Source organism: Kitasatospora sp. NPDC056783 (assembly GCF_042789895.1).
Taxonomy (GTDB): Bacteria; Actinomycetota; Actinomycetes; order Streptomycetales; family Streptomycetaceae; genus Kitasatospora.
This window is the reverse complement of record NZ_JBHUAF010000110.1, coordinates 1-22,307: the sequence shown is the minus strand read 5'-3', so window position 1 is coordinate 22,307 and position 22,307 is coordinate 1. Positions and strand designations below refer to the sequence as shown.

14 protein-coding genes are annotated in these 22,307 nt (G+C 72.7%); all 14 read right to left on the bottom strand.

Translation table 11 applies throughout. The features are described 5' to 3' along the window. Nucleotides 1-41: 41 nt before the first annotated feature. Entirely contained in the window at nucleotides 42-1,622 is a 1,581-nt protein-coding gene (serA, locus tag ACFRMQ_RS18050; protein WP_380731445.1) for a phosphoglycerate dehydrogenase, read from the bottom strand. A gap of 235 nt (nucleotides 1,623-1,857) precedes the next feature. Next, the gene (gene ilvC, locus ACFRMQ_RS18045) at nucleotides 1,858-2,856 is read right to left on the bottom strand and encodes a ketol-acid reductoisomerase (RefSeq protein ID WP_380731444.1); all 999 of its coding nucleotides are present in this window, start codon (nucleotides 2,854-2,856) and stop codon (nucleotides 1,858-1,860) included. 214 nt (nucleotides 2,857-3,070) lie between these two features. Continuing rightward, nucleotides 3,071-3,595, bottom strand: coding sequence for an acetolactate synthase small subunit (gene ilvN / locus ACFRMQ_RS18040; RefSeq protein ID WP_049657946.1), 525 nt, complete (start codon nucleotides 3,593-3,595; stop codon nucleotides 3,071-3,073). 31 nt (nucleotides 3,596-3,626) lie between these two features. After that, nucleotides 3,627-5,480 (bottom strand): acetolactate synthase large subunit, encoded by a 1,854-nt coding sequence (locus tag ACFRMQ_RS18035; protein ID WP_380731443.1) that lies wholly within the window; start codon nucleotides 5,478-5,480, stop codon nucleotides 3,627-3,629. Nucleotides 5,481-5,811: 331 nt separating this feature from the next. Then, nucleotides 5,812-8,790, bottom strand: a complete 2,979-nt coding sequence (locus ACFRMQ_RS18030) for a putative bifunctional diguanylate cyclase/phosphodiesterase (protein WP_380731447.1) — start codon at nucleotides 8,788-8,790, stop codon at nucleotides 5,812-5,814. A gap of 512 nt (nucleotides 8,791-9,302) precedes the next feature. Then, nucleotides 9,303-12,347 carry an AAA family ATPase gene (locus ACFRMQ_RS18025; RefSeq protein WP_380731442.1) on the bottom strand — a complete coding sequence of 1,015 codons (3,045 nt, stop codon included), beginning with the start codon at nucleotides 12,345-12,347 and terminating at the stop codon, nucleotides 9,303-9,305. A 134-nt stretch (nucleotides 12,348-12,481) separates the two neighbouring features. Further along, on the bottom strand, nucleotides 12,482-12,640 hold the full coding sequence (locus tag ACFRMQ_RS18020; protein WP_380731441.1) for a hypothetical protein: 159 nt from the start codon (nucleotides 12,638-12,640) through the stop codon (nucleotides 12,482-12,484). Between the two features lie 305 nt (nucleotides 12,641-12,945). Beyond that, complete coding sequence (gatB, locus tag ACFRMQ_RS18015; RefSeq protein WP_380731440.1) at nucleotides 12,946-14,457, bottom strand: Asp-tRNA(Asn)/Glu-tRNA(Gln) amidotransferase subunit GatB; 1,512 nt, start codon at nucleotides 14,455-14,457, stop codon at nucleotides 12,946-12,948. Nucleotides 14,458-14,537: 80 nt separating this feature from the next. Continuing rightward, entirely contained in the window at nucleotides 14,538-14,798 is a 261-nt protein-coding gene (locus ACFRMQ_RS18010; RefSeq protein ID WP_380702767.1) for a hypothetical protein, read from the bottom strand. Beyond that, nucleotides 14,795-16,300: an Asp-tRNA(Asn)/Glu-tRNA(Gln) amidotransferase subunit GatA gene (gene gatA / locus ACFRMQ_RS18005; protein WP_380731439.1), complete on the bottom strand. Its 1,506-nt coding sequence runs from the start codon at nucleotides 16,298-16,300 to the stop codon at nucleotides 14,795-14,797. The genes ACFRMQ_RS18010 and gatA overlap by 4 nt, the downstream gene beginning before the upstream one ends. 5 nt (nucleotides 16,301-16,305) lie before the next feature. Beyond that, nucleotides 16,306-16,602, bottom strand: a complete 297-nt coding sequence (gatC, locus tag ACFRMQ_RS18000; RefSeq protein ID WP_030057414.1) for an Asp-tRNA(Asn)/Glu-tRNA(Gln) amidotransferase subunit GatC — start codon at nucleotides 16,600-16,602, stop codon at nucleotides 16,306-16,308. A gap of 252 nt (nucleotides 16,603-16,854) precedes the next feature. Continuing rightward, the gene (locus tag ACFRMQ_RS17995) at nucleotides 16,855-18,654 is read right to left on the bottom strand and encodes a putative bifunctional diguanylate cyclase/phosphodiesterase (protein ID WP_380731438.1); all 1,800 of its coding nucleotides are present in this window, start codon (nucleotides 18,652-18,654) and stop codon (nucleotides 16,855-16,857) included. A 322-nt stretch (nucleotides 18,655-18,976) separates the two neighbouring features. Further along, the gene (gene ligA, locus ACFRMQ_RS17990; protein WP_380731437.1) at nucleotides 18,977-21,265 is read right to left on the bottom strand and encodes an NAD-dependent DNA ligase LigA; all 2,289 of its coding nucleotides are present in this window, start codon (nucleotides 21,263-21,265) and stop codon (nucleotides 18,977-18,979) included. A gap of 19 nt (nucleotides 21,266-21,284) precedes the next feature. Further along, the gene (locus tag ACFRMQ_RS17985; protein ID WP_380731446.1) at nucleotides 21,285-22,295 is read right to left on the bottom strand and encodes a methionine synthase; all 1,011 of its coding nucleotides are present in this window, start codon (nucleotides 22,293-22,295) and stop codon (nucleotides 21,285-21,287) included. Nucleotides 22,296-22,307: the final 12 nt, after the last annotated feature.

Here is a 22,307-nt window from a genome sequence, read left to right as displayed (position 1 = left end):
GGCCCTGCTGCTTCGGTCGGGAGGCCCGGGGGCCGGGCGGATCAGCCCAGGTCGACCGAACGCGCGAAGCGGGCGCCGATCTCGGCGGCGATGGCCGAGAGCACCTCCTGCGGGATCTCGGTGTCCACCGTGATCGAGGCCAGCGCGTCGCCGCCGTCGCGGGCGACCTGCATGCCGGCGATGTTGATGCCCGCGTCGCCGAGGTGGCGGCCGAGCACGCCGACCACGCCGGGGCGGTCCTCGTACTTGAAGAAGGCCATGTGGTCGGTGAGCGCCACGTCCACGTCGAAGGCGTCCACGCCGACGATCTTCTGGGTCTGCTTGGGGCCCGCCAGCGTGCCGGAGATGGCGATCTCCCCGCCGCCCGAGAGGGTGCCGCGGACGGTGATCACGTTGCGGTGCTCGGGGCTCTCGCTGGAGGTCGTCAGGCGGACCTCGACGCCGCGCTCCTGGGCGAACAGCGGGGCGTTGACGTAGGACACCGTCTCCGCCACCACGTCCTCGAACACGCCCTTCAGCGCGGACAGTTCGAGCACCTTCACATCGTGCTGGGTGATCTCGCCGCGAACCTCGACGTCGAGGCGGACGGCCACCTCGCCGGCCAGCGCGGTGAAGATCCGGCCGAGCTTCTCGGCCAGCGGCAGGCCCGGACGGACGTCCTCGGCGATCACGCCGCCCTGGACGTTCACCGCGTCCGGCACCAGCTCGCCGGCCAGCGCGAGGCGCACCGACCTGGCGACGGCGATGCCGGCCTTCTCCTGCGCCTCGTCGGTGGAGGCGCCCAGGTGCGGGGTGGCGACCACGTTGTCGAAGGCGAACAGCGGGGAGTCGGTGCAGGGCTCCTTGGCGTACACGTCGAGGCCCGCGCCGGCCACCCGGCCCTCGCGCAGCGCGGCGGCGAGCGCCTCCTCGTCCACGATCCCGCCGCGGGCGGCGTTCACGATGCGGACGGTCGGCTTGACCTTGTGCAGCGCGTCGTCGCCGATCAGGCCGATGGTCTCCGGGGTCTTCGGGAGGTGGACGGTGATGAAGTCCGAGACCTCCAGCAGCTCCTCCAAGGTGACCAGCTTGACGCCCATCTGCGCGGCGCGGGCGGCCTGGATGTAGGGGTCGTACGCGACGATCTTCATCCCGAACGCGGACATCCGCTGGGCCACCAGGACGCCGATCCGGCCGAGGCCGACGACACCGAGGGTCTTCTCGCTCAGCTCGACGCCGGTGTACTTGTTGCGCTTCCACTCGCCCTGCTTGAGCGCGGCGTTGGCCGGCGCGATGTTGCGGGCGACGGAGATCAGCAGGCCGCAGGCGAGCTCGGCGGCGGTGACGATGTTGGAGGTCGGCGCGTTGACGACCATCACGCCGGCCTTGGTGGCGGCGGAGACGTCCACGTTGTCCAGGCCGACGCCGGCCCGGGCGACCACCTTGAGCTTGCGGGCGACGGCCAGCGCCTCCGCGTCGACCTTGGTGGCGGAGCGGATCAGGATCGCGTCGACGTCGGCGATCGCGGTCAGCAGCTCGGTGCGGTCGGCGCCGTTGCAGTGGCGGATCTCGAAGTCGGGGCCGAGGGCGTCCACGGTGGCGGGCGACAGCTCTTCGGCGATCAGAACGACGGATTTGCTCACGACAGTGTGGTCCTTAACTGTCCGGTTCCCCCGAGCACGCAGCCGGCGTGGAGGGCGGGGGAAGGTGGCATGCCGCGTAGGTAGACGCACGACGCTGTGGGCCTGACGCGCACTCGGAGTGTATCGACGGGCTGGGTAGCGGGCTGCTCCCGTCCGGCGAAATCACCCGGACGAGAGCAGCCTACTTGTACAAGGGAGTTACAAAATCGAAGCCGGAACCGGCTCCGGAGGAGGATCAGGCGTTCTCGTTGACCCAGCTCATCAGCGAGCGCAGCTTCTTGCCGGTGGTCTCCAGCAGGTGGTCCTCGTCGGCCTTCTTGTACTCGTTGTACTTGGGCAGACCCGCCTTGTACTCGGCGATCCAGGTGTTGGCGAAGGTGCCGTCCTGGATCTCGGCGAGGACCTTCTTCATCTCGGCCTTGGTGGCGTCGGTGATGATCCGCGGGCCGGTGACGTAGTCGCCCCACTCGGCGGTCTCGGAGACCGACCAGCGCATCTTCTCCAGGCCGCCCTCGTACATCAGGTCGACGATGAGCTTCAGCTCGTGCAGGCACTCGAAGTAGGCGATCTCCGGCTGGTAGCCGGCCTCGACCAGGGTCTCGAAACCGGCCTTCACCAGGGCGGCGGTGCCACCGCAGAGGACGGCCTGCTCACCGAACAGGTCGGTCTCGGTCTCCTCGGTGAAGGTGGTCTTGATGACGCCGGCCTTGGTGGCGCCCAGGCCCTTGGCGTACGACAGCGCCAGGTCGAAGGCCTTGCCCGAGGCGTCCTGCTCGACCGCGACGATCGCGGGGACGCCGCGGCCCTCCTCGTACTGGCGGCGGACCAGGTGGCCCGGGCCCTTCGGGGCGACCATGCAGACGTCGACGTCCGCCGGGGGCTTGATGAAGCCGAAGCGGATGTTCAGGCCGTGGCCGAAGAACAGGGCGTCGCCGGACTTCAGGTGCGGGGCGATGTCCGCCTCGTAGACGTCGGCCTGGATCGGGTCCGGCACCAGGATCATGATGACGTCGGCCTCGGCCGCCGCCTCGGCCGGGGTGACGACGCGCAGGCCGGCCTCCTCCGCCTTCGCGCGGGACGTGGACTCCGGCTTCAGGCCGACCCGGACGTCGGCGCCGGAGTCGCGCAGCGACAGCGCGTGGGCGTGGCCCTGGCTGCCGTAGCCGATGACCGCGACCTTGCGGCCCTGGATGATGGACAGGTCGGCGTCGTCTTCGTAGAACAGCTCGGCCACGGGGGCACATCTCCTTGCGTGATGGGTGCCGGGTACTCGGTGTGCACCGCATGCGTACCGGCGGGGGGGGGTTGGGTCTCTGCTCGAAAGGTGCCGCGCGCGCCAGCGCGCCGTTGGAAGGGCGGTGGTGGGCGACGGGAGGGCGAAAGGTGCCGCGCGCCAGCGCGCCGTTGGAAGGGCGGTGGTGGGCGACGGGAGGGCGAGACGGCGCTGTTTACGCGCTGCGGTCCAGGGCGCGCAGCGAGCGGTCCGTGATGGAACGCGCGCCGCGGCCGATGGCGACCAGGCCGGACTGGACCAACTCCTTGATGCCGTAAGGCTCCAGCATCCGGAGCATGGCCTCCAGCTTGTCCGAGCTGCCGGTGGCCTCGATGGTCACCGCTTCCGGCGACACGTCGACGGTCTTGGCACGGAACAGCTGGACGATCTCGACGATCTGCGACCGGGTCTCGTTGTCGGCGCGGACCTTCACCAGGACCAGTTCCCGCTGGATCGCAGCGGACTGGTCGAGTTCGACGATCTTTATCACGTTCACGAGCTTGTTGAGCTGCTTGGTGACCTGTTCCAGCGGGAGGTCCTCGACGTTGACCACGATCGTCATCCGGGACACGTCCGGGTGCTCGGTCGAGCCGACGGCGAGGGAGTCGATGTTGAAGCCCCGACGGGAGAACAGCGCGGCGATGCGGGCGAGCACGCCGGGCTTGTTCTCGACCAGGACGGAGAGGGTGTGCTTGGACATGGGGTTCCTCAATCGTTCTGGGTAAGGGCCGTCAGTCGAGATCGTCGCCGAAGTCGGGGCGCACGCCCTTGGCGAACTGGATCTCGTCGTTGCTGGTGCCGGCCGCGACCATCGGCCAGACCATGGCGTCCTGGTGGACGATGAAGTCGATGACGACCGGGCGGTCGTTGATCTCCATCGCCTGCTTGATGACCGCGTCCAGGTCCTCGGGGCGCTCGCAGCGCAGGCCCACGCAGCCCATCGCCTCGGCCAGCAGGACGAAGTCGGGGATCCGGGTGCCCTGGGCCGGCGGCTCGATGCCGTCGTGTCCGGGGCCGGAGTGCAGCACGGTGTTGGAGTAGCGCTGGTTGTAGAACAGCGTCTGCCACTGCCGGACCATGCCCAGCGAGCCGTTGTTGATGACCGCGACCTTGATCGGGATGTCGTTCAGGGCGCAGGTGACCAGTTCCTGGTTGGTCATCTGGAAGCAGCCGTCGCCGTCGATGGCCCAGACCGCGCTCTCCGGGCGGCCGGCCTTGGCGCCCATCGCGGCGGGGACGGCGTAGCCCATCGTCCCGGCACCACCCGAGTTGAGCCAGGTGCCCGGCTTCTCGAAGCGGATGAACTGCGAGCTCCACATCTGGTGCTGGCCCACGCCCGCGGCGTAGATCGCCTCGGGGCCGACCAGCCGGCCGATCCGCTCGATGACCTGCTGCGGCGACAGCTGCCCGGCGGGGGCCGCCTCGTAGCCGAGCGGGTAGGTCTTCTTCCACTCGTCGAGCCGCTCCCACCACTCGGTGTAGTCGCCCTTGTGGCCGGCGTCGAACTCCGCCTGGACGGCGACGATCAGGTCGGCGAGCACCTCGCGGGCGTCACCGACGATCGGCACGTCCGCCGGGCGGTTCTTGCCGATCTCGGCCGGGTCGATGTCGGCGTGGACGACCTTGGCGTTCGGCGCGAAGCCGTCCAGCTTGCCGGTGACGCGGTCGTCGAAGCGGGCGCCGAGGGTGAACAGCAGGTCGGACTTCTGGAGCGCGGTGACGGCCGGGACGGAGCCGTGCATGCCGGGCATGCCCAGGTGCTGCGGGTGGCTGTCGGGGAAGGCGCCGAGCGCCATCAGGGTGGTGACCACCGGGGCGCCGGTCAGCTCGGCGAGGATCCGCAGCTCGGCGGTGGCCCCCGCCTTGATCACACCGCCGCCGACGTACAGCACCGGGCGCTTCGCGGCGACCAGCATCTTCGCGGCCTCGCGGATCTGCTTGGCGTGCGGCTTGGTCACCGGGCGGTAGCCGGGCAGCGCGGTCTCGACCGGCCAGCGGAAGGTGGTGGTCGCCTGGAGCGCGTCCTTGGCGATGTCGACCAGGACCGGGCCGGGACGGCCGGTGGCGGCGATGTGGAAGGCCTCGGCGATCACCCGGGGGATCTCGGCCGGGTCGGTGACCAGGTAGTTGTGCTTGGTGATCGGCATCGTGATGCCGCAGATGTCCGCCTCCTGGAAGGCGTCAGTGCCGATCGCCTTCGAGGAGACCTGGCCGGTGATCGCGACGACCGGCACCGAGTCCATGTAGGCGTCGGCGATCGGGGTGACCAGGTTGGTCGCGCCCGGTCCGGAGGTCGCCATGCAGACCCCGACCCGGCCGGTGGCCTGGGCGTAGCCGGTGGCGGCGTGGCCGGCACCCTGCTCGTGCCGGACCAGGATGTGGCGCACCTTGACGGAGTCCATCAGGGGGTCGTACGCGGGAAGGATGGCCCCGCCCGGGATGCCGAAGACGGTGTCCGCACCGACGGCCTCCAGCGAGCGGATGAGCGACTGGGCGCCGGTCATGGTCTCGACGACGTGCTGGGGAGCGGGAGCGTTGGCGGCCGGGTTGTCCCCGCGGCGGGGGGAAGCGGCGTGCTCGGTCATCTGCCTGTCTCTTCTCGGATTTTGCCGACCCGGTGCTGCGGGCCCCGGTGCTGCGAGGGTGGGGTCCCGGTCCGGGTCGATCGCCGGCTCTGCCTCAATCGTCCCGTTTGAGCCGACGAGTCGGACGTGCTCGGGCGGTCGAGGCCAGGGGTCTTGCGGAGGTGGAACAGCGTCAGTGCAACAAAAAACCCCTCGTGCCCAAGGGCATGCGAGGGGTGGCGCGTCGGTCTGTCACGAGGAGGGCGTACGAGCCCACTCAGCCGACGCGCCCGCCAAGTACGAGAATTCGGGTGCGCATGGCAATGACCTTCCTCCCGTGCGGGGCGGCATGTCAAGCAGGTGGGACGGCCGTCTCGCCATGCGGACCGCTCGACGGGCCGGTAGCGGCACGGCGTTCGGGCAGGTCAGAACCGCCGTGGTGATCTGCGCCACGTCCCGGCGCGGCGCCCGTCCGACCGTTCGCCGGGCCACTCGTCCGGGTGTCGCCGGCGGCGGCCGGGTGCGGACGGCGGTCGGGGGCGGCGCCCTGCGGCACGGCCGGCGGGGAGCCGCGGCGGGCCAGCGCGCGGCGCAGCCGGGGCTCGTCCAGCGGCGGGGCGAAGACCGAGCCCTGGGCCCGCCCGCAGCCCAGCTCCCGCAGCGCGGCGGCCTGGCGGGGCAGGTCCACGCCCTCGGCGGCGGTGGTCATCCCGAGGTCCCGGCCGAGCCGCAGCGCGTGCCCGGCGAGGGTGCGGCTGAGCGGGGACTCGCCGAGGTCCTGGACGAGCGTGCGGTCCAGTTTGAGGCCGTCCAGCGGGAGCCGGGCGAGGGCGCCGAGCGAGCCGCCGCCGGCGCCGTACCCGGCGAGCCAGGTGGAGACGCCGAGGCCGCGCAGGGCGGAGAGCCGGCGGCCGAGTTCGTCGGCGAGCGAGTCCGGGCCCATCCGGGCCACCTCGATCACCAGCTCGTCGGCCGGGAGCCCGCTGTCCCGCAGCGCCGCGGCCACCGTCTCGTACAGGCCCGGCGAGCAGAGCCGCTCGACGGTGAGCCGGACGGACACCGGGACGGGCTCCGGCACGCCGCGGCCCCGGCCGGTCAGGCCGCGCCGCTCGGCGGCCGCGGTGACCGCCTCCATGACCAGCCAGCGGGAGAACCGGGTGGCCGCGTCGCCGTGGTCGGCCGAACGCAGGAACTCGGCCGGGGTGAGCAGCAAACCGCCCACCGAGCGCCAGCGGGCCTGGGCCTCGACGCTGGTCACGTTGCCGCTGCCGAGGTCCACCACGGGCTGGTGGAGCAGCGTGAAGCCGCCCTCCCGGACGGCCAGCCGCAGCCGCTCCTCCAACTCGGTGCGGCGCTCCAGGTCGGCCCGCATCGCGGGGGTGTAGAGCACCACCCGGCCCTTGCCCTCGGACTTGGCCCGGTACATCGCCAGGTCGGCGTTGCGCATCAGCTCGTCGGCGGCGGCTCTGGGGTCGGCCGCCGGGCCGCGCTCCGGGGTGCCGAAGGCGATGCCGATGCTGGCGGCGACGCTGAGTTCGGCGCCGCCGATCCAGTACGGCTCGGAGAGCGCGAGGCGCAGCCGCTCGGCCAGTTCCTGGACCTGGAGGCGGCCGAGCCGGCCGCAGACCAGCGCGGCGAACTCGTCGCCGCCGAACCGGGCGACGGTGTCCCCGCAGCGGACGGCCGCCTGGAGCCGCCGGGCGGCCTGCACCAGCAGCTCGTCGCCGACCTGGTGCCCGGCGGTGTCGTTGACCGCCTTGAAGCCGTCCAGGTCGAGGAAGAGCACCGCGATCCCGGCGCCCGTCTCGCCCTGCTGGCCGCGGGCGCCGAGGGCGGCCCGCAGCCGCTGGGTGAACAGCGCCCGGTTGGGCAGGTCGGTGAGCGGGTCGTGGAACGCGTTGTGCTGCAACTGGGCCTGGAGCATGACGCGTTCGGTGACGTCCCGGCTGTTGAGCAGCAGGCCGTCGCGGTGCCGGCTGACGGTGGACTCGACGTGCAGCCACTCGCCGGCCCCGGAGCTGATCCGGCACTCGACCCGGGTGGAGAGCTCGGCGGTGCCGGGGCTGCGGTGGGTGGTGAGCCGGACCCTGGCGAGGTAGCGGCGGACCTCGGACAGCACCCGGCCGACATCCTCGGGGTGGACCAGGTCCAGCAGGTTGCCGCCGACCAGCCCCTCGGGGTCCCGCCCGTAGACGCCGAGCGCGGCCGGCGAGACGTAGGAGAGCACGCCGTTGCCGCCGGCGATCATGATGACGTCGCTGGAGCCCTGCACCAGGGAGCGGAAGTGCGCCTCCTTGTGGGCGAGTTCCTGGGCCAGCGACAGGTTGTCCAGCAGCATCACGCCCTGCCGCAGGATCAGTGCCAGCCCGACGGTGCACGCGGCCGCGGCCACCACGCGGTCCAACTCCCGTCCGCCGAGGGCGTTGTAGAGGATGCCGGCGGTACAGACCGCGGCGGCCGCGTACGGGGTCAGCGCGCTGAAGGTGGTGGCGACCCGGCGGCGCGGCAGGCCGCCGGCCGAGGGGTGCTCACGGGTGGGGCGGCGCCAGCGCGGCGACCACGGCGCCCAGGCCAGCAGCAGGCTGCCGGAGAACCAGCCGGCGTCCAGGAGTTCGCCCGAGTGGTAGCTGCTGCGCAGCTCCGGGGAGGTGAACAGGGCGTCGCAGGTGACGGTGACGGCGAGCGCCAGCATCGCGGTGTGCACGGCGGCCCGGTTGCCGTCCCGGCCGCCGAAGCGCAGCCCGACCACCAGGCTGACCAGCAGGATGTCCAGCACCGGGTAGGCCAGGTTGAGGGCCAGGCGCAGCGGGGAGCCGTCCTCGCCGGCCGCGATCCGGCCGAGCGCCAGGCTCCAGCTGAGGGTGAACAGCGAGCCGGCGATCAGCCAGCCGTCGAGCAGCAGGCAGAGCCAGCCGGCCGCCGTGCGCGGGTGCTGGGCGAGCACCAGGACGCCGGTGATGGCGAGCGGGGCGAACAGCAGGAAGGCGTACTCGGCGAGCGACTCCTGGGGCAGCGGGGTGCGCACCACCAGCTCGTACCAGCCCCAGGTGCCGTTGCCGAAGGCGACCATGAGCGAGGAGAGACCGAACAGCAGCCAGGCCGGGCGGGCGTGGCCGCCGACCGCGCAGCCGAACACCAGACAGGAGAGCGCGGCCGCCAGGGCCGCCGCGGCCAGGCCGAAGTCACCCATGAAGACCGACAGTTGGCGCGATCCCCAGCCGACGGCGGCGCCACTGGCGTAGGCCAGGCAGAGCACCCCCAGGACCAGTCCGGGCAGCCCGCGGCTCTCCCGGAGCCGGCGCAGCACGCGGCAGCGGGCGATCGCGGACACGTCGACGACGGACGTGTCGGTGTGCGGCGCTCCCGGGCGTCCGGTTCCGGGCAGCACCGTTTCGGTGGAGCTCACTCGGCCTCTCCCCCTCCGGCCCGGGGCCTCGCGCCCCGGCCACGGGCCACCGGCCGCGCACCTCTCGGACGTACGCGATGGCCTGGCGCCCCGTCAGGACGGCGGCCCAGGGGGTGGGCGGCCTGCCGACCGCCACACCGTACCGATGCTCCCAAAAGGGACCCTACACCAATTCCGTCACTCAACGACACGCACACTCAACTTAGAGTAATGGCGAAAGGGTGGGGAAATGCCCCTGATTCCTACGGATCGGCCCGGTTGGCGGCGGCGCGCGGGCAGGGGCTCACGCGGCGCGCACGGGAGCACGCGGCGGCGCCCGAACACCGGTAGTGGGGTGGACGAACGGCCGGTCCGGGCCGGCGGCGGAGCGTCGGACAGCCGGTGGAGCGCCGCTCAGCGGCCCCGGGGCGGCGCCCGGCAGCCCGAGGGGGCGGCCCTCAGCGGCCCGAGGGAGCCAGGTCGTCCGGGAACAGCCGCAGCCGGTGCGCCAGCGCGGCCGCCTCGCCCCGGCCGCCGACCGCGAGCTTGCCGAGGATGTTGGAAACGTGCACACTCGCGGTCTTCGGAGAGATGTACAGTTCCTCGGCGATCTGCCGGTTCGTCCAGCCGCGCGCGAGCAGCCGCAGCACGTCCCGCTCACGCGGGGTGAGGTTGAAGGAGTCGCCGGCGGCCGGGGCGGGCACCTTCGCGGCGGCGGTCCGCCCCGCCGGGGCGAGGTTCAGCCCGGCCCGATCGGCCAGGGCGGCGATCTGCCCGCCGAGCGGCCGGTCCTCCCGGACGGCCGCCAGTTCGGCCGCCTCGCGCAGCAGTTCGGCGCCGGCCTCGCGCCGCCCGGCCTGCACCTCGGCCTCGCCGGCCCGCAGCAGCGCGAGCGCCAGCGGGTACGGCAGGCCGGTCGGCCGCAGCGCCTCGACCGCGGCGGTCCACCCCGCGGGGGTGTCCGCGCCCTCGGCACGGGCCAGTTCGGCCTCCAGCAGCCGGGCCCAGCCGTGCTGCAGTGGCGCCCGGGGCCGCAGCCCGGCCGCCACCGCGGCGATCGCGGCCAGCGCCTCCGGGCGGCCCGCCGCGGCCTGCGGCAGGCCCCGGCTGTCCGCCTCCACCCCGGCGGCCTCGGCCAGCAGCGGGTAGACGTCGGACTCCGAGCCGGTCCGCCCCTCGTCCGCGAGCACGGCGAGCAGTTCGGCCCGGGCCTCCAGCGGCCTTCCGGCGTGCGCGGCGAGCCGAACGGCCAGCCGGCTGATCGGCACGCTGTGCTGGGCCTGGCCGATCCGGTTGGCCGCCCGGGCCTGCGCCAGCATGGTCCCGGCGGTGGGCAGGTCCCCCTGGAGCAGGGCGAGTTCGCCGCGTATCCGGTCCAGGAACTCGGCGTGGGTGCCGCCCGGGCTGGTCAGCTCGCAGGCGGCGAGCACCTCGACGGCCTCCCGCACCCGTCCGAGGTCGGTCAGCGCCTCGGCCAGGTTGCCGGTCAGGATGGTGCCGATGTTGCGCAGCAGGCCCTTGCCGTCCGCGAACTCCAGGCCCTCCCGGCTCAGTTCGGCGGCCTCCTCGGACCGGCCCAGTCCGCGCTGCATGCTGGCCAGGTTGTTGATGCCGCGCAGCAGCAGGTCCGGCACGCCCAGCTCGCGGGCCCGCTCGACCGCGCCGGCGAGTTCGGCCAGCCCTCCCTCGGCGTCGGCCTGCACGTCGTAGCGCAGGCTGCCGAGGGTCATCCGGGCGTGCACCTCGACCGAGGTCGCGCCGACCTCCCGGGCGATCCGGATGGCCCGCTCGGTCAGCTCGATGTGCTCGGGTCCGGGCGTCTTGAGCATGGCGGAGTTGGCGCTGAGCGCGAACACCTCGGCCTGCACGGCGGACGGCGGCAGGTGCTCCACCAGCCGGTGGGCGTGGGCGATCTCCTCGTCGTCGCCGGAGCGGCGGAGGTTGCCCAGCATCCGGGCCCGGTTGATCCGGAACCAGGCCGCGCGCACCGGGTGCTCGGCCTCGTCGACCAGCCGGATGCCGCGCTTGGCCAGGCTCAGGCCGCGCTCGCGGTCACCGCAGCGCCGGGCCGCGACCACCGCCTCGGCCAGCACGTCGACCAGCTGGATCCGGTCGCAGTCCTCGCCGGCCGACCCCTCGTCACAGGAGCCGGGCGGGTAGGTCTCGGCCCAGTCGTACGGGCGCAGGGTGTGCGCCAGCACCTCCTCGGAGACCTGGTCCCACAGCTCCAGCGCCCGTTCCAGCATGCCGAGCTGCTCGGCGAAGGCGTTGCGCCGGCGGGCCGCGCGGGCGGCGTCCAGGGCGGTCGGCAGGGCGCGGGCCGGATCGTGCGCGTGGTACCAGTAGTTGGCCAGCCGGGCGGCCAGCGCGTCGCCGGGGACCAGCTGCGGCTGGGCCTCCACCGCGAGCGCGAACTTGCGGTTGATCCGGTGCCGTTCACCGGGCAGCAGGTCGTCCGAGACGGCCTCGCGGACCAGCGCGTGCCGGAACCGGTAGCCCTCGCCCTCGCTGTCCGGCCGCAGGATGTTGGCCCCGACGGCCGCCCGCAGCGCCTCGATCAGCGCCTCCTCGTCGTCCAGGACGGCGGCCAGCAGGGCGTGTTCGACGTGCGAGCCGCCCTCGGCGGCGATCCGCACCACCCGCTGGGCCTCCTCGTCCAGGCCCTCGACCCGCACCAGCAGGATGTCCCGCAGCGAGTCGGTCAGCCCGGCGCCGCAGCCGTCCTCGAAGGCGGTGGCCAGTTCCTCGACGAAGAACGGGTTGCCCTCCGAGCGGCGGTGGATGCGGTCCACCAGCTGGCGGTCGGGGGCGGCGGTGCCGAGGATGCCGGCCAGCTGGGCGGCCACCTCGCGGCGGTCGAACCGCGCCAGCTCCAGCCGCTGGACGGTGCGCAGCCGTTCGAGCTCGGCCAGGAAGGGGCGCAGCGGGTGCCGGCGGTGCAGGTCGTCGGTGCGGTACGTGGCGACCAGCAGCACCCGGGAGCGGTGCAGGGTGCGGACCAGGAAGGCGAGCAGCTCGCGGGTGGAGCGGTCGGACCAGTGCAGGTCCTCGATGGCGAGGACGAGGGTACGCTCCGCGCCGAGCCGCTCGAACAGCCTCGCGGTGTGCTCGAACAGCCGGGCCCGGCCGTACTCGTCGTTGGGTTCGCCGTCCGCCTCGCCGAACTCGGAGATCAGCTGGGCGAGGTGGCCCTCGCTGCCGGCCGCGGCGGCCTCCAGTTCGGCGCCCAGCGAGCGGTGCAGCCGGCGCAGCGCGGCGGCCAGCGGTGCGTACGGCAGGCCCTCGGCGCCGACCTCCAGACAGCTGCCGAGCGGGGTGACCGCGCCCTGGGCGGCGGCCCGCTCCAGGAACTCCTCCAGCAGCCGGGTCTTGCCGACCCCCGCCTCGCCGCCGATCAGGACGGTCTGCGGGCTGCCGGTGCCCGCGCGGCGCAGCGCGGCGGTCAGCTCGGTGATCTCGCTGCCACGGCCGACGAAGACGGGGCTGACCGACATCTGCTGCATGGAGGCGAGCATGCCATAGCCGGTGGGGCCCGGAGGAGGGGTTATCTCCCCTGGCGAACGCCCGGAGGGGGAGACGCTCACTCGCAGCGTCTCCCCCTCCGTGACCACCTCGGCACCGTCGTGGTGCCGAGCCGTCAGCATTCGGCCTGGCGCACGGGGCGCCGCTGGAAGCGCGCGGCGACCGGACGCTGCCGCAGCCGGCGGGCCTCCTTCGCCTCGCGCACCAGGCGCTCGTGTTCGGCACGGGCCGCGAGCTCGTGGGCCTGTTGCTGGAAGGTCTGGTACTCGATCACTTCGGTTCCCCCTGTGGGTTTCGCTCCGTCGTCTTCCTGACGAGTAAGAGCTTCCTCTCCCAGCGGGGGTGGCCACATCGGGAGCGTGCCCGATGTTTCGAAGGCCGGATGCCTTAGATGGGGCACCGGAAAAGGTTTAAGGCCCTGCCTCACCTAGTTCTAGAGGTGAGACAGGGCCTTAGGCCTTACTTAGAGGGCCTTAGACGCCTTAGATGCCTTAGGAAGGCGGGGTTGACGCTGAGACCGACCCGGATTCTCCAGGCTGTGCCTACTGACCCTCCACGGCAAGCCGCTCCAGGCTGTGCCTACTGACCCTCCACGGCAAGCCGCTCCAGGATCAGGTCCTTCACGCGGGCGGCGTCCGCCTGGCCGCGGGTGGCCTTCATGACCGCGCCGACCAGCGCGCCCACGGCCTGGACCTTGCCGTCGCGGATCTTGGCGGCGATCGCCTCGTTCTCGGCGATGGCCTGGTCGACGGCGGCGCCCAGCGCGGAGTCGTCCGAGACCACGGCCAGACCGCGCTTCTCGACGATCTCGTCCGGCTCGCCCTCGCCGGCCAGCACGCCCTCGATGACCTGGCGGGCCAGCTTGTCGTTCAGCTTGCCCTCGGCGACCAGCGCGGTGACCCGGGCGACCTGCGCCGGGGTGATCGGCTGCTCGCTCAGCTCGGTGCCGGTCTCGTTGGCGCGGCGGGCCAGCTCGCCCATCCACCACTTGCGGGCCTGGTCGGCCGGGGCACCGGCCGCGATGGTCTCCTGGATCGGACCGACCGCACCGGCGTTGAGCACCGACTGCATGTCCTTGTCGGACAGGCCCCACTCGGCCTGCAGCCGGGCGCGGCGCACCCGCGGCAGCTCGGGCAGGGCGGCGCGCAGCTCCTCGACCCACGCACGGGCGGGGGCCACCGGCACCAGGTCCGGCTCGGGGAAGTAGCGGTAGTCCTCGGCGTTGTCCTTGATCCGGCCCGAGGTCGTGGAGCCGTTGTCCTCGTGGAAGTGGCGGGTCTCCTGGACGATGGTCCCGCCGTCGGTCAGCACCGTGGCGTGCCGCTGGATCTCGAACCGGGCGGCCCGCTCCACGCTGCGCAGGGAGTTGACGTTCTTGGTCTCCGAGCGGGTGCCGAACTTCTCGGTGCCGTTCGGGCGCAGCGACAGGTTGACGTCGCAGCGCATCTGGCCCTTGTCCATCCGGGCCTCGGAGACGCCCAGCGAGCGGATCACCTCGCGCAGCTCGGCGACGTACGCCTTGGCGACCTCGGGGGCGCGCTCACCGGCGCCCTCGATCGGCTTGGTGACGATCTCGATCAGCGGAATGCCGGCCCGGTTGTAGTCGAGCAGCGAGTGGGTGGCGCCGTGGATGCGGCCGGTGGCCCCGCCGACGTGGCTGGACTTGCCGGTGTCCTCCTCCATGTGGGCGCGCTCGATCTCCACGCGGAAGGTCGAGCCGTCCTCCAGCTGCACGTCGAGGTAGCCGTTGAAGGCGATCGGCTCGTCGTACTGCGAGGTCTGGAAGTTCTTGGGCATGTCCGGGTAGAAGTAGTTCTTCCGCGCGAACCGGCACCACTCGGCGATCTCGCAGTTCAGCGCCAGGCCGATCTTGACGGCCGACTCGACGCCGATCGCGTTGACCACCGGCAGCGAACCGGGCAGGCCCAGGCAGGTCGGGCAGGTCTGGCTGTTCGGCTCGGCACCCAGCTCGGTCGAGCAACCACAGAACATCTTGGTCTTGGTACCCAGCTCGACGTGGACCTCAAGGCCCATCACCGGGTCGTACGACGCGAGAGCGTCCTCGTAGGAGACCAGGTTCATGACGCTCACAGCGTCCCTTCTCACTTGAAGCTTGGGAGGTACGGGCCCGGCCGCCGCGGCGCGCGGGGCCGGGCCGGGGCGCACTCGGTTCAGCCCAGCAGCACGTCGTCGGAGCCCAGCCGGCGCAGCTCGCGCACCAGCAGGGCGGTGCCGGTGATCAGCGCGGCCGCGCCGACCAGCGCGTTGACCAGCTTGAGGGTGTCGCTCTCCTCACGGGCCTTGCGGACGTCCTTGGCGATGGAGACCGCGCCGAACGCGCTGGTGCCGATGGACAGCCACAGCCCGGGCTTGGAGTGCTTGAAGCCCTTGAGCGAAGCCGACTGGGTCTTCGCCTTCTCGATCTTGCTCACAGTGCCGGTGCCTCCTCCAGCAGGGTGTGCCCCCACTTGTCGTTGAGTGCGGCCTCGACGGCGCCGCCCACGCGGTACAGGCGGTCGTCCGCCATCGCGGGCGCGATGATCTGGAGGCCGACCGGGAGATTGTCCTCCGGGGCCAGGCCGACCGGCAGCGACATGGCCGCGTTGCCCGCCAGGTTCGACGGGATCGTGCACAGGTCGGCCAGGTACATCGCCATCGGGTCGTCGGCGCGCTCGCCGATCGGGAAGGCGGTGGTCGGCGTGGTCGGCGAGACCAGGACGTCCACGCCGGCGAAGGCGGCGTCGAAGTCCCGCGAGATGAGCGTGCGGACCTTCTGGGCCGAGCCGTAGTAGGCGTCGTAGTAGCCCGAGGACAGCGCGTAGGTGCCCAGGATGATGCGGCGCTTGACCTCGTCGCCGAAGCCGGCCTCGCGGGTCAGCGCGGTGACCTCCTCGGCCGAGCGCGAGCCGTCGTCGCCGACCCGCAGGCCGTAGCGCATGGCGTCGAAGCGGGCCAGGTTGGAGGAGCACTCCGACGGGGCGATCAGGTAGTACGCCGGCAGCGCCAGGGTGAAGGACGGGCAGGAGACCTCGACGACCTCGGCGCCCAGCTCGCGCAGCAGCTCCACCGACTCGTCGAAGCGCTGCATCACGCCGGCCTGGTAGCCCTCGCCGGCGAACTCCTTGACGACGCCGATCCGCATGCCGCGGATGTCGCGCATCTTCGCGGCCTCGACCACGGCGGGGACCGGCGCGTCGATCGAGGTGGAGTCCAGCGGGTCGTGCCCGGCGATGGCCTCGTGCAGCAGCGCCGCGTCCAGCACGGTGCGGGCGCACGGGCCGCCCTGGTCGAGCGAGGAGGAGAACGCCACCAGGCCGTAGCGGGACACCGAGCCGTAGGTCGGCTTGACGCCGACGGTGCCGGTGACGGCGCCGGGCTGGCGGATCGAGCCGCCGGTGTCGGTGCCGATCGCCAGCGGGGCCTCGAAGGCGGCCAGCGCGGCGGCCGAACCGCCGCCGGAGCCGCCGGGGATGCGGGTGAGGTCCCACGGGTTGCCGGTCGGGCCGTACGCCGAGTTCTCGGTGGAGGAGCCCATCGCGAACTCGTCCATGTTGGTCTTGCCGAGGATGACCACGTCCGCGTTCTTCAGACGGCTGGTCAGCGTGGCGTCGTACGGCGGGATCCAGCCTTCGAGCATCTTCGACCCACAGGTGGTCGGGATGCCCTTGGTGGTGAAGACGTCCTTGAGCGCGAGCGGGACGCCGGCCAGCGGGCCCAGCTCCTCGCCCTTGGCGCGCTTGTCGTCGACGGCCTTGGCCGCGGCCAGCGCGCCCTCGGTGTCGACGTGCAGGAAGGCGTTGACCTTCTTGTCGACGGCGTCGATGCGGTCCAGGTGCGCCTGCGCGACCTCGACGGCGGACACCTCGCCCTTGGCGATGGCGGAGGCCGTCTCGGCGGCGGTCCACTTGATCGGGGTGGGGTTCAGCTCGGTCATTTCGGTCAGTCCTCCCCGAGAATCTGCGGCACGCGAAAACGCTGCTCCTCGGCGGCGGGGGCGCCGGACAGCGCCTGCTCCGGGGTGAGCGACGGCCGCACCTCGTCGGCACGCATGACGTTGGTCAGCGGCAGCGGGTGGGAGGTCGGCGGGACGTCCTGTCCGGCGACCTCGGAAACGCGGGCGACCGCGCCGATGATCACGTCGAGCTGCTCGGCGAAGTGGTCCAGCTCTTCGGGCTTCAGCTCAAGACGCGACAGCCGGGCGAGGTGGGCGACCTCCTCGCGCGTGATGCCAGGCATGCAGCGATCCTCAGGGTGAGTTCTGGTGAGGCCCGGCGGTGCCTCGCGGCGGTGCCGGGCCCGGGCAGGAGCAGCCGGGTTCGCCGCTCCGTCCTCGTGGTCTTTGGACCCCATCCTATGGGGCCCGGCCCGTGCACCGGCCAACACGTGATCCGGGGCGCCCGTCACCGGCCCGGCCGCGGCGTCCGGCGGACGCCGTCGAGGGGACGGCCGCGGCTCACCGTGGTCGGCGGCGGGGTGGCGGAGGAGGGCCTACTGCGGGCCGCTGCGGGCCCAGCCCTGCGGCCCCGGGGCCTTGACCTCCAGGTGCCCGGTCGGCACCACCTGGGTCACCGGCGGCCGGACGGGCGGAATGGCGGGCGGCCGCACCGGCGGCCGGACGGGCGGGAGCGTCGGCGGCCGCACCGGCGGCCTGGCACCGCCCTGGCCCGGCTGGAAGCCGGCGTGCAGCTGGGGCGGCACGCCCAGCCGCTCCACCGGCGGGGCGCCGGTGCGGTGCACCCGCAGCCAGGCGGTGGCCTGCTCGGCCGGCAGCGCGGCCGACACCAGCCAGCCCTGGACGGCGTCCACACCCATGCAGTGCAGCCGCTCCCAGGTCTCGTCGTCCTCGACGCCCTCGGCGACCACGGTCAGGCCCAGCGAGTGGGCGAGCTCCACCGAGCAGCGGACCACCGCCGCGTCGTGGTCGTCGGCGACCATCCGGGAGACGAAGGAACGGTCGATCTTCAGCTCGCCGACCGGCAGGCTGCGCAGCCGCACCAGCGAGGAGTGCCCGGTGCCGAAGTCGTCCAGGGACATCCCTACGCCGTAGCCGCGCAGCTCCGCCAGGGTGTCCGCGGCCCGCCGGGAGTCGTCCAGCAGCAGCCGTTCGGTGATCTCCAGCTGGAGCGCGTGGGCCGGCACCTGGTGGCGCACCAGGTGTCCGGCCACGCGCTGGGCGAAGCCGGGGTTGAGCACGTCGCGCGGCGAGACGTTGACCGCGACCTGCACCTGGAGGCCCTGGTCGCGCCAGTACGCGAGCTGGCCGACGGCCGCCTCCAGCACGTAGTCGGTGAGCCGGGGCATCAGGCCGCTGGACTCGGCGAGCCCGACGAACTCGTCCGGCGAGACCTTCCCCTGGCCGGGCCGCTCCCAGCGCAGCAGCGCCTCCAGGCCGACCACCCGGCCGTCGAAGGCCACCTTCGGCTGGTAGTGCAGCTGCACCTCGCCGGTCTCCAGCGCCCGGCGCAGGTCCCCCAGCAGCTCGATCCGGTACGGGGTGTCGGCGTCCTGGGTCTCGTCGTACTGGGCGACGCCGCTGCGTCCGCGCTGGGCGTGGCCCATCGCGACGTCGGCGCGGCGCAGCAGCGACTCGGCGTCCTGGGCGTGCTGCGGGTAGACGCAGACGCCGCCGCAGGCCTCCAGGACGAGCAGCAGCCCGTCCAGCCGGATCGGGGCGGCGAGTTCGGCGATCAGTGCCTTGGCGACCCGTTCCAGGCTGTCCGGGCAGTTGATGCCGGGCAGCAGGACGGCGAACTCGTCGCCGCCCATCCGGGCCACCATCGGGCGGCCGCGGCGGTAGTGCCGGGGCAGACCGGCGAAGACGTCGTCGATGGACTCCCGGGTGGCGCTGCCGGCCGGGCCGCCGGAGCGCAGTGCCCGGTGCAGCCGGCGGGCGATGTGAACCAGCAGCCGGTCCCCGGCCGTATGACCGAGTGTGTCGTTGAGCGATCGGAAGCGGTCGAGGTCGAGCAGGATGAGACCGACGCTGTAGCCCTGTTCACACTCCGCGATCGCCTCCTGGGCGGCCAGCAGCAAGGCCTGACGGTTGGGCAGGTCCGTCAGCGGGTCGGTCAGCTGGTCGCGGGCGCGGTCCCGGGCGATCCGCCAGGCCGCCACCAGCACCGCCAGGGGCACGGCGAACAGCGGCAGCAACTCGGGTTCGTACCGGTAGACCAGGACGGCCAGCGGGATGAGCGGCGCGGCTCCGGCCAGCAGCACGCCGAGCAGCAGGACCGCACCCGCCACCCCCTGCGGCGGGCGTGTGGGCGCACCGCCGGTCGTACCATCCATAAGCCCTGTCCTCCGTCGGGCCCGCCCCGTCAGGCCGCCTTACGGTGAGGCACCGTGCCGGTACCGACAGCTGCCGGGCATGGAGCGACCCCGAGGAGCACCGGCCCAGCCGGTGCCCCCACCCCTGCTGACACTCTGTTGCGCTCCAGGGTAAGCCGGGGTCCACCCGGTGGGCAGACTTTCGGACAACCGGAAACGCGCCACCGCGCGCGGGCGTCGCACAGTGACACAATGCCCGCTTTCACCGTGCGGCACCCGATGACGCTGCATCAGGACGATAACAACACCGACCCGCTCAGCGGCCGCTCGGGTCGGCTCGGGATCAGTCCTCGGCGGGCTCCCTCTTCGCCTCCTCGGCCCCTTCCGGCTCCGGAAGTCCCAGGTGGGCACGGGCGGCACCGGGCCCGTCGGCGAGCAGGACGGCGAACCCCGCGTCGTCCAGGACCGGCAGGCCGAGCTGAACAGCCTTGTCGTACTTGGATCCGGGGTTGTCACCGGCGACCACAAAATCGGTCTTCTTCGAAACGGAACCGGTCACCTTCGCTCCGCGCGAGGTCAGCGCCTCCTTGGCGCCGTCCCGGGTGTGCCCGGCCAGGGTGCCCGTCACCACGACGGTGAGCCCCTCCAGCGGGCGCTCCCCCTCCTCCTCGTCCGCGAACTCCTCGGTGAAGCGGACGCCGTCCGCCCGCCAGTTCTCCAGGATCTGCCGGTGCCAGTCCTCCGCGTACCACTCCCGGATCGACCGGGCGATGGTCGGGCCGACCCCCTCGACGGCCGCCAGCTGCTCCTCGGTCGCCTCGAAGATCCGGTCCAGGTCGCGGAACTCCCGGGCCAGCGCCTGCGCCGCGACCGGGCCGACGTGCCGGATCGACAGCCCGTTGACGAACCGCCACAGCGGCCGCTCCTTCGCCGCCGCCAGGTTGTCGAGCAGCAGCTGGAGCGACTTCTTCGGCTCGCCCTTGGTGGTGGCGAAGAAGAAGACCTCCTTCTCCTTGCCCGTCCTGTCGTCCAGCTTCGGCATGCCCGTCTTCGGGTCCCGGACCAGCACCTTGATCGGCAGCAGCTTCTCCTCCGTCAGCCGGAAGACGTCCGCCTCGTTCCCCACCGGCGCCTCGGCCGGCTCCAGCGGCTGGGTCAGCGCGGTGGCCGCGACGTAGCCGAGCCCCTCGACGTCCAGGCAGGAGCGCCCGCCGAGGAAGGCGATCCGCTCGCGGATCTGCGCCGGGCAGTGCTGCGCGTTCGGGCAGCGCAGGTCGATGTCCCCCTCGGACATCGGGCGCAGCTCGGTGCCGCACTCCGGGCAGTGCGAGGGCATCACGAAGGCCTGCTCGGTGCCGTCCCGCAGATCGTAGACCGGGCCGAGGATCTCCGGGATGACGTCGCCGGCCTTGCGCAGGACCACGGTGTCGCCCAGCAGCACGTCCTTGGCCTTGACGATCTCCTGGTTGTGCAGCGTCGCGTACTGCACCATCGAGCCGGCCACCTTCACCGGCTCGGCCAGCACCGCGAAAGGCGTCGCCCGGCCGGTGCGGCCGACCCCGACCCGGATCTCGGCGAGCTTGCCGGTGACCTCCTCCGGCGGGTACTTCCAGGCGATCGCCCAGCGCGGGGACTTGGAGGTGGCGCCGAGCCGGCCCTGGAGGGCGATCTCGTCCACCTTCACCACGACGCCGTCGATCTCGTGCTCGACCGAGTGCCGCTGCTCGCCGAAGTGCTTGATGAAGGCCCGCACCTCCGCGAGCGTCCCCACCACCTTGTTGTGCCGGGCGGTGGGCAGGCCCCAGTCGTGCAGCAGCCGGTAGGCGTGCGACTGGTCGTCGATGTCGAAGCCGACCCGGGCGCCGATCCCGTGCACCACCATGTGCAGCGGGCGGGAGGCGGTGACGTGCGGGTCCTTCTGACGCAGCGAACCGGCGGCGGCGTTGCGGGGGTTCATGAACAGCCGGATCATCGCCCGGGGCCGCTTGCCCTCCTCGGCGCGCTCCTCGTTCTCCTGCCGGCGGCGCTCGTTCTCCTCCGCGAAGGAGGCGTTGAGCGCGTCGAACTCCTCGGTCGGGAAGTAGACCTCGCCGCGGATCTCCACCAGCTCGGGGATGTTCTCCCCCTTGAGCCGGTGCGGGATCTCCTTGATGGTGCGGACGTTGGCGGTGATGTCCTCGCCGACCCGGCCGTCGCCGCGCGTCGCCGCCTGCGTCAACTGGCCGTTCTCGTACGTGAGGTTGACGGCCAGGCCGTCCACCTTGAGCTCGCACAGGTAGTGGTAGTCGATGCCGTGCAGCTCGGTGGCGACCCGCTCGGCCCAGGCGGCCAGCTCCTCGTCGTCCATCGCGTTGTCCAGGCTGAGCAGCCGCTCCCGGTGCTCGACCTCGGCGAACAGCACGGTCGCGGCCCCGCCGACCTTCTGGCTCGGCGAGTCCGGGGTGACCAGGGCCGGGTGCTCGGCCTCGATCGCCTCCAGCTCCCGCATCAGCGCGTCGAACTCGGCGTCGCTGATGACGGGCGCGTCCTGCTCGTAGTACCGGGCGCGGTGGTCGCTGATCTCCTGCGCCAGCTCCGCGTGCCGCCTGCGCACCTCCGCCGGGACGTCCTCCCAGCCCTCGACAGCCGTCACCGCAAGCCCTCCTACGTTCTCATTCCGGGTTGTCCACCAGGCTCTGTGCCGCCCGGGCGCTCTGGGACAGCGCCCTGCGCGCGTACGCCGGGGAGGCCCCGGCCAGCCCGCAGGTGGGCGTCACCAGCACGCGGCGGCCCAGCAGCTCCGGAGCGAACCCGAGCCTGCGCCACAAGGTCCTGACACCCTGGACACTACCGGCAGGGTCGGACACCGCCTGGTCAGTGGCGGGGACGACACCGGCGAGGATCATCGTGCCGCCCTCCACCGCCTCGCCCAGATCGTCGTCCTGGCGCTCGGTGAGGAGCGAGAAGTCGAGCGAGATCCCGGCGACGCCGGCCCTGCGCAGCAGCGGCACCGGGACCTCCGGCGCGCAGCTGTGCACCACCACGGGCGCGTCCAGGCCCCGGACGGTCTCCCGCAGCACCTCCTCGGCGACCTGCCGGTCGACGGCGCGCAGCCGCTGGAAACCACTGGCGGTCTTCACCGACCCGGCCAGCACGGCGGGCAGCGAGGGCTCGTCCAGCTGGAGGACGACCTCGGCGCCCGGCACCCGCTTGCGGACGTCCGCGAGGTGTCGGCGCAGGCCCTCGGTGAGCGAGCCGGCGATGTCCCGGCAGGCGCCCGGGTCGGCGAGGGCCTTCTCGCCGTGCTTGAGCTCGATGCTCGCCGCCAGCGTCCAGGGGCCGACGGCCTGGACCTTGAGCGCCCCCTGGTAGCCCTGGGTGAACTCCTCCAGGGCGTCCAGGTCCTCGCCGAGCCAGGAGTGGGCGCGCCGGGTGTCCCGGCCCGGGCGGTCGGTGAACCGCCAGCCGCTCGGCTCGGTCTGCGCGAACAGCTCGACCAGCAGGCCGGCGCCGCGCCCGATCATGTCGGCGCCCGGCCCGCGCGCGGGCAGCTCGGGCAGGAACGGCAGGTGCTCCAGCGCGCCGGTGGCGGTCTTGGCGGCCTCCCGGGCGTCGGTGCCGGGCAGCGAACCGACGCCGGTGGCGGCGCCGCGCAGGTCGGGGAAGGGATGTGGGGTGCTCACCCGCCCGAGCCT

Excerpts from the sequence above, each read along its gene's own strand:
- gatC (WP_030057414.1), bottom strand. The coding sequence starts at position 16,602 with ATGCCTGGCATCACGCGCGAGGAGGTCGCCCACCTCGCCCGGCTGTCG.
- gatA (WP_380731439.1), bottom strand. The coding sequence starts at position 16,300 with ATGACCGAGCTGAACCCCACCCCGATCAAGTGGACCGCCGCCGAGACG.
- ACFRMQ_RS18035 (WP_380731443.1), bottom strand. The coding sequence starts at position 5,480 with ATGACCGAGCACGCCGCTTCCCCCCGCCGCGGGGACAACCCGGCCGCC.
- ACFRMQ_RS17995 (WP_380731438.1), bottom strand. The coding sequence starts at position 18,654 with ATGGATGGTACGACCGGCGGTGCGCCCACACGCCCGCCGCAGGGGGTG.
- ilvN (WP_049657946.1), bottom strand. The coding sequence starts at position 3,595 with ATGTCCAAGCACACCCTCTCCGTCCTGGTCGAGAACAAGCCCGGCGTG.
- ACFRMQ_RS18025 (WP_380731442.1), bottom strand. The coding sequence starts at position 12,347 with ATGCAGCAGATGTCGGTCAGCCCCGTCTTCGTCGGCCGTGGCAGCGAG.